Source organism: Huintestinicola butyrica, from assembly GCF_025567215.1.
Classification (GTDB): domain Bacteria; phylum Bacillota; class Clostridia; order Oscillospirales; family Ruminococcaceae; genus Huintestinicola; species Huintestinicola butyrica.
Genome location: NZ_JAOQKB010000001.1, coordinates 157,340 through 171,643, shown reverse-complemented (window position 1 = coordinate 171,643; position 14,304 = coordinate 157,340). Strand labels below are relative to the sequence as shown.

11 protein-coding genes are annotated in these 14,304 nt (G+C 49.0%); 8 read left to right on the top strand and 3 right to left on the bottom strand.

The window, feature by feature from the left end:
- Positions 1–40: 40 nt before the first annotated feature.
- The 6 genes from OCV68_RS00780 (at position 41) to OCV68_RS00755 (ending at position 6,792) form a co-directional block, all read left to right on the top strand.
- Positions 41–1,132: a FecR domain-containing protein gene (locus OCV68_RS00780; RefSeq protein WP_262570137.1), complete on the top strand. Its 1,092-nt coding sequence runs from the start codon at positions 41–43 to the stop codon at positions 1,130–1,132.
- Between the two features lie 18 nt (positions 1,133–1,150).
- The gene (locus OCV68_RS00775; protein ID WP_262570136.1) at positions 1,151–2,779 is read left to right on the top strand and encodes an InlB B-repeat-containing protein; all 1,629 of its coding nucleotides are present in this window, start codon (positions 1,151–1,153) and stop codon (positions 2,777–2,779) included.
- Between the two features lie 88 nt (positions 2,780–2,867).
- Positions 2,868–4,619, top strand: coding sequence for an ABC transporter ATP-binding protein (locus OCV68_RS00770; RefSeq protein WP_262570134.1), 1,752 nt, complete (start codon positions 2,868–2,870; stop codon positions 4,617–4,619).
- Positions 4,558–5,592: an AEC family transporter gene (locus OCV68_RS00765; protein WP_262570133.1), complete on the top strand. Its 1,035-nt coding sequence runs from the start codon at positions 4,558–4,560 to the stop codon at positions 5,590–5,592. Before OCV68_RS00770 ends, OCV68_RS00765 begins: the two co-directional genes overlap by 62 nt.
- Positions 5,593–5,669: 77 nt before the next feature.
- Positions 5,670–6,104, top strand: a complete 435-nt coding sequence (locus tag OCV68_RS00760) for a hypothetical protein (RefSeq protein ID WP_022475008.1) — start codon at positions 5,670–5,672, stop codon at positions 6,102–6,104.
- A gap of 232 nt (positions 6,105–6,336) precedes the next feature.
- Positions 6,337–6,792 carry a GNAT family N-acetyltransferase gene (locus OCV68_RS00755; protein ID WP_022475007.1) on the top strand — a complete coding sequence of 152 codons (456 nt, stop codon included), beginning with the start codon at positions 6,337–6,339 and terminating at the stop codon, positions 6,790–6,792.
- Between the two features lie 139 nt (positions 6,793–6,931).
- On the opposite strand, the gene feoB is transcribed toward OCV68_RS00755, so the two are convergent.
- From feoB to OCV68_RS00740, 3 genes are all read right to left on the bottom strand, one after another.
- Positions 6,932–9,067, bottom strand: coding sequence for a ferrous iron transport protein B (feoB, locus tag OCV68_RS00750; RefSeq protein ID WP_262570131.1), 2,136 nt, complete (start codon positions 9,065–9,067; stop codon positions 6,932–6,934).
- A 54-nt stretch (positions 9,068–9,121) separates the two neighbouring features.
- The gene (locus tag OCV68_RS00745) at positions 9,122–10,609 is read right to left on the bottom strand and encodes a Y-family DNA polymerase (RefSeq protein ID WP_262570373.1); all 1,488 of its coding nucleotides are present in this window, start codon (positions 10,607–10,609) and stop codon (positions 9,122–9,124) included.
- Positions 10,610–10,772: 163 nt separating this feature from the next.
- Positions 10,773–12,806, bottom strand: coding sequence for an Ig-like domain-containing protein (locus OCV68_RS00740; protein ID WP_262570130.1), 2,034 nt, complete (start codon positions 12,804–12,806; stop codon positions 10,773–10,775).
- Between the two features lie 233 nt (positions 12,807–13,039).
- Between OCV68_RS00740 and OCV68_RS00735 the strand changes: the two genes are divergently transcribed.
- Complete coding sequence (locus OCV68_RS00735) at positions 13,040–13,435, top strand: DUF3783 domain-containing protein (protein WP_262570127.1); 396 nt, start codon at positions 13,040–13,042, stop codon at positions 13,433–13,435.
- A 14-nt stretch (positions 13,436–13,449) separates the two neighbouring features.
- Positions 13,450–14,133, top strand: coding sequence for a PHP-associated domain-containing protein (locus tag OCV68_RS00730; RefSeq protein WP_262570126.1), 684 nt, complete (start codon positions 13,450–13,452; stop codon positions 14,131–14,133).
- Positions 14,134–14,304: the final 171 nt, after the last annotated feature.

Sequence of the window (14,304 nt, the reverse complement as noted above, 5' to 3'; positions counted from 1 at the left end):
GCTCACAATTCTCTTAGCATCGGAGTGTGAATATAAACAAATGAATATAAATGCTCGGTCACGATTGAAGCATTCGGCGACTGTTATCCTTTACGCCGTGCTGATGGCTGTGATTATCATCGGCATTATCGCCGCATGGATAATTGTCTCGGGCAGGAACAGGATAGCCATTGACGAGGTCTATGGCAATGTCATCGTGGAGCGAAGCGGCGGGCAGATAAGTGCCAAGCAAGGTATGCGGCTGGAAAGCGGTGACTGCGTAAAGGTTCTGTCAGGCGGCTCCGCACGGATAACGCTGGGCAGGGACAGGTACATATATCCTGAGGCTGATTCGGCTGTGACTGTTACCCGCAGCAAGGAAGACAAGTCTTTCGGGGCTGAACTGCTGACGGGCGCTGCGGCGGTTAGGCTTGACAAAGCTGCCGATATAAAGGTATCTGCGCTGAATGTTATCGTTACGGCAAGCGGCTCTGTTTTCAGGGTAAGCCGTACCGATAATGCAGCAGAGATCATTTGTGCTGACGGCGAGGCTGATATCTCAGGCGGCGGCACAGCTCAAAAGCTTGCGGCAGGCAGTCTTGCACGGCTAACATCGTCAAGCGGAGAAATAACGCTCACGCTGGAAGAGGCGGAGGTTTCCGCTCTTCCCGAAAGCGCTCTGAAAAGCCTTATGCGTATCGCTTCACAGCGCAGCATGATGTTCTCTCTCAACAGCCTTGGCGGTGCATATCTGGCGCTTGATGAAAATATAGCGGCAACGGAGATATCGGAAGCTGTTTCCGAAAGCATTGCGGAAACTACCGTATCCGAAACGACTGTATCCGAAACCGAAACTTCCCCAAGCGAGGAAACTGCCGAAACAGTATCGGAGCCAGTTACGGAAATATCCGAAACAACGGTTTCGGGAACAGATATTTCCGAAGCAACGACTTTTGAAACAACGTTTTCAGAAACAACATTTTCGGAAACTACATCATCACAGACCACAGCTTCGGAAACCTATTATGAAACCCAAACTTCTGCTGAGACAGTCTCCGAAACCACAGCACCGACTGTAGAAACCACGCAGACAACCACACCCACAATACCATGGTGGGAGATCATAAATTCGGCTGAACGTGACAGCCGCTGACTGAAAGGACACTGATATATGAAAAGCTTTAAAACCGCAATAATCGCAGGAGCCCTTGCTCTTGTCGCTGTGATAGCCACGGTGATCGTGCTTACATCGGGCAGCAGCGGCTACGGACTGTACATATCCTCTGTTTCGGGCGATGTTGTTATCAGCAACGCCGAGGGCACAACTCAGGCTGCCGCCGAAACATTCCTTGCAACAGGCGATGCTCTTACGGTAAACGCAGGCGGCTCATGCACACTTATCTACCGCACCCGTGACAATTACGACCAGAACTACATAGTTCTTGAACCTGCAACTCAGGTGCTTGCCACAGGCAAATACACTGGCAAGTCCGATGACGAGCTTTACCTTAACAGAGGTTCGGTAATGGTAAGCGCTCTCAACAAGTCCAAGAAGAATATCATTATCCGCACAGCCAGCGCTTCCGTTACCACCAAGGACGCTGCTATGAGGATAGCATATGAGCTGGGCGATGGCACAACAACCACTCTGGCGGCTTCCTTCGGCGGAGCTTCCGAGATCCAGCTTTATGACGCACTGGGCAATGCTGTTGACAGAGACGGCATTAAGCTCCAGTCCCCCGAGGTACTGGGCGAGGGTCTCAGCGCAAAGGTAGTAAGCAGCGGCGATGTTCCCTCTTTTGAGTATCTTAATATCAAAACTGACCTTTCTGCCTACAATGCAGACACTTTAAAGGAGCTGCTGACCATATCCGCATTCCACGACGGAATGCTTTCGTTCACAGCTGCCGAAATAAAGGCTGCTTATGACGCTGCTCCCACAGAGGCTCCCGCTGATGAGCCTGAGGTTCCCGAGGAAAGCGTTACCGAGGAAACAACAGTAACCACCGTTCCCGAGATCTCCGAGACCGAAGAGACCACTATCCCCTCCGAGGAAACGACCGTTACAACCACCACACCCGCTCAGACAACTACTGCCTACACTACTACAACCGCAGCCACAACTCAGGCTCCCCAGACCACCGTACAGACCACTTCCACCGCCAGCGGCAAGATGATAACCGTTTATGTCATCATCGATGATGAGATAACAATGCAGGAAGTTCCTTACGGCGGCAATGCAACTCAGCCTGCCGACCCTGTAGTCGAGGGCAAGAAATTTGTCGGCTGGGACGGCTCCTTCACCAATATCACTGAGGAGACCACCATTTCCGCAATATTCGAGGACGATGCTTCCGTTACCACCGCATCTACCTCTGTTACCTTTGATACCACCGAAACCACAACTTCCGATTCAAGAATGTTCACCGTTACCGTTGTGGTAAACGGCAATGCGACCACTCAGCAGGTAGCATACGGCGGCTCCGCTGTTCTCCCTGCGGTAAATATCCCGGGCTACGTATTCATGGGCTGGGACCGCTCACCCGATAATATCACCGAGAACTGCACCATCACCGCAATTCTCGTTCCCGACGGAAGCACTACCGACACAAGCGCCACCACCTACACCGTAACATTCGTGGTTGACGGAGTTTCATACCCCGTAACCGTTTCCGCAGGAAGCAGCGCAGTTGCCCCCGTCTCCCCCACCATCAACAGCAGGGGTCAGACCTTTATCGGCTGGGACACCGATTTCAGCAACGTTACCCACGACCTGACAGTTACTGCACTTTTTCTGTAATTCAGTCATTTTACCAAAGCTATTCATCGGCCGTTCCCTATGGGGCGGTCGATTGATTTTTTAGATTGATTTTTAAAAGGAGTATCATATGCCACAAACCGCCAAAAAAGGGAACCTGCGGCGTTTCCTGCCATATTATAAAAAATATCTGCCGCTTATCGTGCTTGACCTTTTCTGCGCAGGCATAACAAGCATCTGCGAGATAGTCCTGCCGCTTATGGTCCGCTACCTTACCAATATGGGCATAAACGACATTGAGGGGCTTACGCTTACAATTATCATTAAAATAACCCTGCTGTATGTGGTACTGCGTGCCGCCGACTGCGCCGCCTATTATTTCATGAGCAGCGTTGGTCACATCACAGGCGCAAAGATCGAGACGGATATGCGCTCCGACCTGTTCGCACATCTCCAGAAGCTTTCCTTTGCCTACTACAGCAACACCAAGATAGGTCAGATAATGGCAAGGATATCCTCCGACCTGTTTGACGTAACGGAATTTTCCCACCACTGCCCCGAGGAATTTTTCATTGCAGGCTTGAAGATAGTTTCCTCCTTTGCCATACTCTGCACCATGAACGTTCCCCTGACGCTGATAATGTTTGCGGCAATGCCAGTGATGATAGTCATTTCAATCAAGTTCAACGGCAGCATGAGAAAGGTGTTCCGCTCGCAGAGGGCGCAGCTGGGCGAGATAAACGCACGCACCGAGGACTGTCTGCTGGGAATACGTGTGGTAAAGTCCTTCGGACGTGAGGACACCGAGGTCGAAAAGTTTGAAAAGGACAACAGCAAGTTCCTTGACATCAAAAAGCAGAGCTACAAATATATGGGCGCTTTCAACTGCTCCACCCGTGCCTTTGACGGAATAATGTACATCATCGTCGTGGCACTGGGCAGCTATTTTATGATGAAGCGTGAGATATCCCCCGCCGACCTTACGGCATATCTGCTGTACGCTTCCACACTTCTTGCCTCTATCCGCAGGATAGTGGAGTTCACTGAACAGTTCCAGAGAGGTATGACGGGCATTGACAGATTTTTCGAGGTCATGGACGTTGAGCCTGACATTACCGACAAGAAAAATGCCCTGGAGCTTGCAAACGTAAAGGGCGATATTGCATTCGAGAATGTGGGATTTCATTATTCCGACAGCGACACCGCCGTTATTTCAGGGCTTGACCTGAAAATAAAGGCAGGCTCCCATGCGGCTCTGGTAGGTCAGTCGGGCGGCGGAAAAACAACGCTCTGCAACCTTATCCCCCGCTTTTATGACGTTACCGAGGGAAAGGTAACGGTTGACGGTCATGATGTAAGAGATGTTACAATAAAATCCCTGCGAAAGAACATAGGCGTTGTCCAGCAGGACGTTTACCTGTTCAGCGGAACAGTGGCGGAAAACATTGCCTACGGCGCTGAGAACGCTTCAAGGGACGATATCATAGAAGCCGCAAAGCTTGCAGGCGCCGACGAGTTCATCAGCTCGCTCCCCGACGGATACGACACATATGTGGGCGAGCGTGGAGTTAAGCTTTCGGGCGGTCAGAAGCAGAGGATCTCCATTGCACGGGTATTTCTGAAAAATCCTCCCGTGCTTATCCTTGACGAAGCCACCTCCGCACTGGATAACGAAAGTGAGTTTATCGTGCAGAAGTCGCTGGAACGCCTGGCAAAGGGCAGAACGACCATAACCGTAGCCCACAGGCTCACCACCGTAAAAAATGCGGACGTGATATTCGTGCTAACCGAAAACGGCATCGCCGAGCAGGGCACTCACGATGAGCTTATGGCACAGGGCGGCATCTACAACCGTCTGTACAACGGTTTTACTATGGATTGAGGTGATATTTACGGAAAGCTTGATATACAGCCTTAACGCAACAGTTCCCGTATTTCTGGTCATAGTCATAGGCTATGTGCTCAACAGAATGGGAATGTTCAACGAGGGGTTCATATCCGCCGCAAACAAGTTCATTTTTAAGATCTGCCTGCCCGTAATGATATTTTCTGACCTTTCACAAACAAATATTGCCGATTCCTTTGACGGCAAGCTGGTACTTTTCAGCGCAGTCATCACAACGGTGATGTTCGCCGCAATATGGATAGGCGCAAGGCTTTTCATCAAGGACAAGAGCATTATCGGTGCATTCGTTCAGGCGGCTTACAGAAGCTCCGTTGCGGTAATGGGCTTTGCATTTATGAAAAACATCTACAACAGCACGGGACTTATGCCAATGATAATCATAGGCTGCGTGCCGCTGTACAACATCTACGCCGTTACAGTCCTCACATTCGAAGCGGAGGACGCTCAGCTTGACACCGACAAGAGATCCAAGCTGAAAAAGGCAGCGATAGGCATTATCACAAACCCGATAATACTTGGAATAATCGCAGGCTGCATAGGCTCGCTGATAAGGATATACGACTATATGCCCGTTATGTTCTCCAAAACGCTCAGCAACCTTTCGGTAATGGCAACGCCCCTTTCGCTTATCGTTATAGGTGCTTCCTTTGAGGGCAAAAAGGCTATTGCAAAGATAAAGCCCACAATAGTCTGCTGCCTGATAAAGCTTATCGTAATCCCTGCGGTGTTCATATTTGCCGCAGTAAAGGCAGGATTCAGCGGAGAAGCGATGCTGGCGCTGGTTGTAATGCTGGGTTCTCCCACCACCCCCTCCTGCTACATCATGGCGAAGAACATGAAGAACGACGGCGTACTTACGTCAAGTGTTATTGCCGCTACCACGCTGTTATCATCGGTGACGCTTACATTCTGGATATTCCTGATGAAATATCTCGGATATATCGGATAATGAAACGGCGGCGTGTCGCCGCAGCCACCTCGTTAGGACATTCAGAGGTAAATCACAATTTTTGGAGGAATAATATTATGAAGAAAAGATTTTTGAGCAGTAATATCCTGTTATTGATTTGGTATTTTCTTGCAATGGTCGGGGTGAAAATAGGAGATAAGTATTTGGTTAAAGGTGCATTCAAAGATGAATGGATATTTATGTTGATTCCTGTTGTTACTTTTTTGCTGGTGCTTTTCACAAAGAAAATCGGAAAAATACTTCATCTTATATGGCTCGGAATGTGGTTTGTTACCCAGTTTCTCAGTCACGAATGGTACACACTGTTCGGTAAAGGGTTTATGGGAAACGTTGACAGCAAAATAACGTACTTTAAAGATTGCATCTCTCTTATAAGCATAGAGGGAAGATATGTTCCCGATCTATATCACATTATCCTGCATATATTGATAATTATATCGTTTATTTTTACTGCTCAATTTTGCAGTGTGTCACCGCTGCCACCTCGTTAGGATTTTCAGAAACAAACCTCTCATTTGCAGCTCGGTAACTTTAGTTTGAGACAACATCAAATCCGAATTTTGCGGCGTGTCGCCGCAAATCACTCTCACAGCACTCATAACGGGGTGCTGTGATTTTTTTACTGCTTCATAAATCCTTGTAATATTGCTGCGGGTATGGTATAATGTATAAAATAGGTCGGGGCAGCTGCTCGACAAATCGTTGTTTGCGGAGTTGTTATCTATGAATATCGAATATAGGAAAGCGGACATATCAGATGCAGAATTATTGATAGATATTTATAATTCTGCGTTTTATAGTGATTATATTAAATATGGTGAATGTCCTGCGTATGGAAAAACAAAAGAAATGATGGAGAGATCCATCATAAATTATCCTAAGTTCATTATTCTGTTTAATAACAAGCCGGTTGGCTGCGTTTCGTATAAACAGGTTGAAACAGGAATATATGAAGTTGGCTGTTTGTGTGTTGTTCCGGAGTATCAAGGTAAAGGAATTGGAACACAGGCAATTAAATTTGTAACATCGTACTTCGAGGATTGGGACAAAATTACGTTGATCACGCCCACAGACAAAAAAGAAAATGTAAAATTTTATACAGAAAAATGCGGGTTTGAAATAGTATCTGGTGAAATAGATGGAAATGTTAAAGTAACACGATTTGTTTTAACGAGATAAATTCCAATTTGACGGCTTTTTCAAACCAACGTTACCGAGCCGCAAATGAAATGTTTTATGCAAAATATTCCAACAAGGTGGAAGCGGCGACACGCCGCAAAAGCAGCGGCTTGCAGTTTATGATTGCAAGCCGCTGTTATTATATGACCCCGAATATTCTTGCAGTCCATGAAATAATGCCGCAGAGCAGAAGTCCCGTCACTGTGGGTATGACCATTGCCGCAGCAGTCCATTTCCATGAGCCTGTTTCTTTTTTTATGGTAAGGCATGATGTGGAGCATGGAAAATGGCAGAGCATGAACACCATTACGCACAGCGCCGTTACCCATGTCCAGCCGTTCCGGCCCAGAATATCCGCCAGCATTGCCGTATCCCCTGCCTCGGTAAGCGTGCTCTGACCCATGTATATCATGAGCATGATCGGTATGACTATCTCGTTTGCGGGGAAGCCGAGGATAAATGCCAGTATTATTGCTCCGTCCATTCCGAAGAAGCGTCCCACAGGGTCAAGGAAATCGGCGCATATGGCAAGTAGAGTGCTGTCACCTGCGTGGACGTTTGCCATAAGCCATATGACCAGACCCGCAGGAGCGGCGACTGTGACGGCTCTGCCCAGCACAAAGACTGTGCGGTCAAGCAGCGAGCGCACCAGCACCTTTCCTATCTGCGGGCGGCGGTATGGCGGAAGCTCCAGCGCAAAGGAAGCAGGCATTCCTTTAAGCACCGTTCCCGACAGGATACGTGACCACAAAAATGTGAGCGCTGCGCCCAGGACTATCAATCCCGTAAGCATTGCGGCGCTGACTGCCCCAGATGCGCCTGCGGCAAAAAACACCGCTATCAGAGTGATAAGTGCAGGAAATCTGCCGTTGCAGGGCATAAAGTTGTTGGTGAGCACTGCTATGAGCCGTTCTCTTGGCGAGTCAATTATCCTGCACCCTGTGATGCCTGCAGCGTTGCAGCCAAGCCCCATTGCCATTGTAAGTGCCTGCTTTCCGCACGCCTTGGAACGGCTGAAATACTTATCAAGATTGAACGCCGCACGGGGCAGATAGCCCACGTCCTCCAGCAGAGTGAACATGGGGAAAAATATCGCCATCGGCGGCAGCATTACGGAAGTTACCCATGTAAGCACGCAGTATATGCCGTCAATAAGCACGCTTTCAAGCCATTTGGGCGCTGATAATGATATCAGCCCATTTCGGAGCACCTCTCCCAGCGAGCCGAAAGACTCCGACAGCCATTGCGAGGGATAATTTGCACCCGCAATGGTTATGTAGAATATGACCATGAGCATAAGCAGCATTGCGGGCAGACCCCATATCCTGTGGGTAAGCACTGCGTCTATCCGCCTGTCACGCTCGTAGTAATCGGGGATTTCTCTTGTGACCGCCTGCTCTGCGATCTGCTCGGCGGTAAGGACTATCCTTGTGACGGACATATCACGGAGAGCGGCGGTATCTATTCCGTCATCCTCCAGTATCCTGACCGCTTCCGCATAAGCCTTTCCGATGTCGGTATCGCTGTCGCTGAGAGATCTTTTCAGCTCGCCGCAGCACATACTGTCAATGGCAGTTATAAGGTCGTCGCACCGCTCAAGGATACGCAGAGCCGCAAATCTCAGGGATATTTTTCCGCCAAGCAGCTCCGCAAGGGCACCGCCCATAATTCCTATCGCCCTTTCAGCCGCCTCGCCGTAATAAACAAGTGGGCTTTTTTCCTCAGCTGACAGCATATCCTCCGTACGCATGAGCATTTCATCAAGTCCGCTGTCATTTCGTGCAATAACGCCGCAAACAGGCACGCCCAGCAGCTCTTCAAGCTTTTTCGTATCAACGGTTATCTTCTTTTTAGCCGCTTCGTCCAGCAGGTTCACGCACACGATAACACGGGGCGTTATCTCAATGACCTGAAGCACAAGATTAAGGTTACGTTCAAGGCATGACGCATCGCAGACCACGATAACGCCGTCAGTGCCGCCGAAGCAGATATAATCCCTTGCCACCTGCTCCTCCGCCGAGTGAGCCATAAGGGAATATGTGCCGGGCAGGTCGGTGAGGGTCATGTCAACTCCCCCACGCAGGCACTTTCCACGGGCTGTGGAAACGGTCTTGCCCGTCCAGTTTCCCGTGTGCTGGTTCATTCCCGTGAGGGCGTTGAAAACCGTTGATTTGCCCACATTTGGGTTCCCTGCCAGAGCAATATTCAGCCCGCCGCAGCTGTTATCATTATCTGAAGCAAGGCTTTTGCCTGTGCTTGAAAAGGTCAGTCCCATAATATCTTCCTTTCTCCGAGTATAATCATATAAGTATATTCGGAGAGGAAAATTTTATGCCTTATGTCCGCCTATCTGCCTGTTGCGCTCCATGGCGGTAGCGCCCTCCTGCAGGTTCATGCCCTTGACAATGGCGTTCTTGCCGTATCTGTTTTTTATGGAAAGTATGGCTTTCTGCCTGCTTTTTTCACGTTCAAGAGATTTTTCCTCTGCTTCACGCTTTGCCTCATCGGCAGAAAAATCGGAGAAAAAGTCCAGCTGAACAAGCTCATTTTCCTCAGACACATCGCCCTCATGGATAACGTGATTTGCGGTGATGTTCAGCCGCCTTGACAGCAGAGCTTCATCGGATATCCGCTCAAAAAGCTCCGTTGCGGCACTTATCAGAAGCTTTGCGGAAGATGTGTGCCTGTTCAGATTTATAGTGCCGTGAGCATGCTTGGGCGTTTTTCTGCCGTATCGGTCAACGGTCACTTCGCCCTTGTAATGCTTTAGGCGCTCGGGGTCGGAGAGATTTTCCTTGTCATAGCCCACGGTCAGCACCAGCTGATCTGTAACAAGCCCCTTTTCCAGCAGGTCAAGGGCAAGCATATCCGCCATTTCCCTGATGATGATGCGTGTGGTCCTGAAATCCGTGGCGCACTGGAGCACCTGCCCCGAACAAATGCTGTTGACAGCAGGGCGATATGCTTTTATCTCGTCAATGGTGCAGGGTTCATATCCCCATGCGTGGTCGATGAGCAGCTCCGCATTCACCCCGAAAAGCCTGTAGAGGAAGTCCTCATTTTTAATAGAACAGCGGGCAATATCCCCCATGGTCATGATGTAGTTTGCTTCAAGCTTTTTGGCATACCCCGGCCCCACCCGCCAGAAATCCGTCAGAGGGCGGTGATCCCACAGCATACGGCGGTAGCTTTCCTCATCAAGCTCCGCAATTCTGACGCCGTTTTCGTCGGCAGGGATATGCTTTGCCACAATATCCATGGCTATCTTGCAAAGATACAGGTTTGTGCCTATGCCAGCGGTGGCAGTGATACCCGTTTCGTCAAGGACATCACGTATCATCTTCATGGCAAGCTCTCTGGGGGTCATATGGTAGGTAGCCAGATAATCGGTCACGTCCATGAAAACCTCGTCAATGGAGTAAACGTGTATGTCCTCGGGGGCGATGTATTTCAGATATATCTTGTATATCCTTGTGCTGTACTTCATATAATGCGCCATTCTGGGCGGAGCGATGATGTAATCCACCGACAGCTCAGGGTGCGCCGCAAGCTCGGTGCTGTCGTATGAGCTGCCTGTGAATTTATGCCGGGGAGCGCTGTTCTGCCTTTTGCGGTTGACCTCGTTTATCTTCTGTATTACCTCAAAAAGCCTTGCACGCCCGGGGAGACCGTAGGCTTTCATAGTGGGCGATACTGCCAGGCAGATAGTCTTTTCGGTGCGGCTCTCATCGGCAACAACAAGGTTTGTGGTAAGAGCGTTGAGACTGCGCTCGATACATTCCACGCTGGCATAGAATGATTTTAGGTCTATTGCGATATAAGTCCTGTCCGTAGCTCTTACCTCCTTTCATATAGTAATTATTATACCACATTTTGTGGGCGAAAAACAGCCCAGCAGCAAAAAAAGCGCACAGTCCGTGAGACTAAGCCCTCAGACTGTGCGCCTGTTATTATCTGGTCAGTTCATAATGAACGATACATTATGAAACGTAAAGACCTGCAAGACCCTTGTTTACCTTGTCCTGATCGTAGTTCTGGGGAACCAGCATATAAACTGTTCCGCCGTTGTAGCTTGCAACGAGGACCTGATCGGTATCGAGCTGCTTGGTGGGTACGGTGGAGTAAATGGTGTAGTAATCAAATACGCCTGTATCCTTGTAGATGATCTCATTTCTCTTGAGAACATCGAAGTTTGCGGGGAGAAGCATATACTTGGTAACGTTCTGCTTCTTGTTGTACCACATCCATACCTGGTCGGTGGAAGCGAGAAGTGTGGGGTATGCAGTGGAAACGGTGTAGTAAGCGGAAGAAGAGGTGGAAAGATCCTGGCTCTTGTACTGCTGGAAGAGAGCCTCATCATAGCCTGTGGGCAGGAGCATATATCTTGTGGTGGTCTGAGAATCAACTACCTTTGTCCATGTCTGGATAACATCATATGCGAGCTGCTTTGTGGGAGCGATGGTGTAAACCTTCCAGTACTCAAACTTGCCTGTGTAGGTTGCGATAGCGTCGTTTACTCTTGCTTCATCGTAATTCTGGGGAACGAGGATAAAGAGTGTTACGTAGTTGTTGTTTACCATTGCCTGGAATGTGATGACCTGGTCAGTGGAAACCTTGAATGCAGGCTGAGTTGTGCTTACAGTGTAGTAACCGTCAGCGGAAGAACCGGAGTCGGAAGCGATAAGCTCGTTAAGTCTTACTTCGCTGTAGTTCATGGGGAGAAGTACGTATCTGGTAGTCTGAACGCCGTTGAGATTTCTTGTCCAGCTCTTTACGATATCGGTGTAAAGGAGCTTGTAGTTCTCGGGGCTGGTGTTGTAGATGGTCCAGTACTCAAACTTCTTGGTGTAGTTTGCAACAGCGGTGTTGTAAGAGGGAACGTCGTAGTTCTTGGGAACGAGAACGTATCTTACAGCAGTAGCGCTGTTAACTGTTGTGTTGAAAGACTTGACAGTATCGCCGTATGCCTTCTGCTTGGGAGATGCGTCATATACTACATAGTAGGAGTAAACTCCGCTGTCCTGAGCAACAAGTGTATTTACCTTAGCTGCGTCATAGCCGTAGGGAAGGAGCATATACTTTGTTACCCTGGTGTTGGGGTCTGTCCACTTGTAGATAGTATCGGTGGAAGTAAGCTTTGCAGGCTGTGTGGTGGAAATGGTGTAGTAGCCTGAGCCTGAAACTGTGATGTAAACAGTCTTCTTTACGGAAGTCTTATCCTTGCGGGTAAGTGTAAGGGTGGTTGTGCCTGACTTGAGGCCCTTGATGGTAAGTGTGCAGTAGTGATCCTTCCACTTGCCCTCGGTCACGCTTGCAACGGTGTTGTCGGACAGAGTGTAGTTAACGGAATTGTCCTTGTCGCTGTAGATAACGAGAGAAGCTGTGGTATCGATCTTGGTGGAAACGGAAGACTGGCTTGTGAGAAGAACAGCATTGCCGTCGCCTACTGTAACGTTGATGGTGGTGTAAACCTCGGGATACTTTGTAAGATAGATCTTTACGGTTGTGGAACCGGAAGCCTTGCCTGTAAGCTTGAGACGGATATCATCTTTCTTCCAAGGCTTTACCCAGCTTGTACCGACGATGCTCTTATCGCCTGCAACCACCTTAAGACCGTGGGAGCCCTTGGCTCTTACTGTGATGTACTTGGACTCGCCTTCGTCCAGGGTAACGTTCTTGGAGCTTAAAGCAAGCTTTCCGCCTACTACCTTTACGCGGCATGAAAGCTTTGTGCCGCTTACATTTGCGTAAATGGTTGCGGTGCCTACGCTCTTTCCGATTACCTTGCCTGCGCTTGATACGCTTGCAACAGTCTTATCGGAGGACGACCATGAAACAGATGCGCCGTTTGCACCAGTAACTGTAAGGGTGGTCGCATAGCCCTTGGTAAGCGTTATGCTTGTCTTGCTCAGTCCCAGAGCGGATACGCTTGCGGGGAAGGTGAACATTGTAAGTGTCAGGACCAGTGTCAGAAGAAGAGCGACAGCTGATCTGAGCTTCTTAGCAGATGACATAGATATTCCTCCTTAAATATGTTTTTTTAGCGGACGATCCTGCCTCCGACACACGCTGTGATTCCCTGAATCACGCCGTATTACGGATATTGAGGGTCATTCCGCTTTGTATTTAAATTTTAACATTTATCCGCTGTAAAGTCAATAAAAAATGTGCTATAATACAGTAACAAAGGAGATACAGAAGATTACATTTCGGTTACAAAATCTGTTGAGCATGAAAGGAAAGGCTTATGAGATCAAGGATAATGAACGCACTCAAGGCTCAGATACTTCTTTACGGCTTCGGTTCGGAGGACGCAGACAAGTTCCGCTCCTGCGCACAGCCGCTGAAAATAGGAATAAACGAACTTCCACATGACTGCGCCTGTGAAAAGGTGGGCTATCTTGCAGGCTTTTCGGGCTTTTCATCATGCGGCGAAAAGCTGGAGCGTGAGGGCAGATGCGTCATATTCTCCTGCATAGACGGCAAGCAGCTCAACAAGGTGCTTGATTCCATGCGTGCATCGGGACTGGGAAATATCCCGCTGAAAGCAGCTGTCACCGCCTGCAATCAGAAGATGACCCTTACCGAGCTTATGGACGAGCTTGAAAAGGAACACAAAAAACTGCACCCTGAGGAAAACTGAAAGGAACGGTTCTAATGTATATCTACGAAACACATATGCACACCTCCGAAGCAAGCGCCTGCGCCGAGTGCACTGCCGTTCAGATGGCTGACAAATATAAGGCGGAGGGCTATACGGGAATAATCATCACCGACCATTTTTTCAACGGAAACAGCTCCGTACCCCATGATCTGCCGTGGGAAGAGCGTGTGGAGCTTTACTGCAAGGGCTACGAGCACGCCAAGGCAAGGGGCGACGAGATAGGTCTGGACGTATTTTTCGGCATAGAGTTCGGCGACGGCGGTTCCGACTATCTTATATACGGTCTTGACAAGCAGTGGCTGAAAAAGAACGAGGGCATACTGGATATGGAGCTGTGGCGCTTTCTTGAATATGCCCGCTCCTGCGGAGCTTTCGTGGTTCAGGCTCACCCGTTCAGGGACCGCGATTACATTCACTGCACCACCCACTGCCCCCATTTCACCGATGCGGTGGAGATAATCAACGCCTCCCACCCCAAAGACAGCGACTTCAATCATCGTGCGGCTGAGTATGCCAAGTGGTACGATCTCCCCGTGACCGCAGGCTCGGACGCTCACAGTACCACGACCAGATGGTTCGGCGGCGGAGTTGAGTCCCCAGAAAAGTTCAACGATGTTATGGACTACTGCCGTGCGGTAAAGGCAGGCACTCTGAAGCTCAGGGAAAGAAGAAACTGATATTATACTAATCACCAATAAAACTATAGACAAAAAATCATCGCATAATCCATATACGCAAAATTATGCTCGATTTTTTGTATAATTTTTAATTGGTTCTTAGTATTACATTGTATAAAAGAAACTCCGAAGCGGACAGCTGCCATACTGTCCGCTTTTTCATAAATTATC

What these genes read in the sequence shown, in the direction of transcription:
- OCV68_RS00780 (WP_262570137.1), top strand. Translation starts at nt 41, where the DNA reads ATGAATATAAATGCTCGGTCACGATTGAAGCATTCGGCGACTGTTATC.
- OCV68_RS00775 (WP_262570136.1), top strand. Translation starts at nt 1,151, where the DNA reads ATGAAAAGCTTTAAAACCGCAATAATCGCAGGAGCCCTTGCTCTTGTC.
- OCV68_RS00770 (WP_262570134.1), top strand. Translation starts at nt 2,868, where the DNA reads ATGCCACAAACCGCCAAAAAAGGGAACCTGCGGCGTTTCCTGCCATAT.
- OCV68_RS00765 (WP_262570133.1), top strand. Translation starts at nt 4,558, where the DNA reads ATGAGCTTATGGCACAGGGCGGCATCTACAACCGTCTGTACAACGGTT.
- OCV68_RS00760 (WP_022475008.1), top strand. Translation starts at nt 5,670, where the DNA reads ATGAAGAAAAGATTTTTGAGCAGTAATATCCTGTTATTGATTTGGTAT.
- OCV68_RS00755 (WP_022475007.1), top strand. Translation starts at nt 6,337, where the DNA reads ATGAATATCGAATATAGGAAAGCGGACATATCAGATGCAGAATTATTG.
- feoB (WP_262570131.1), bottom strand. Translation starts at nt 9,067, where the DNA reads ATGGGACTGACCTTTTCAAGCACAGGCAAAAGCCTTGCTTCAGATAAT.
- OCV68_RS00740 (WP_262570130.1), bottom strand. Translation starts at nt 12,806, where the DNA reads ATGTCATCTGCTAAGAAGCTCAGATCAGCTGTCGCTCTTCTTCTGACA.
- OCV68_RS00735 (WP_262570127.1), top strand. Translation starts at nt 13,040, where the DNA reads ATGAGATCAAGGATAATGAACGCACTCAAGGCTCAGATACTTCTTTAC.
- OCV68_RS00730 (WP_262570126.1), top strand. Translation starts at nt 13,450, where the DNA reads ATGTATATCTACGAAACACATATGCACACCTCCGAAGCAAGCGCCTGC.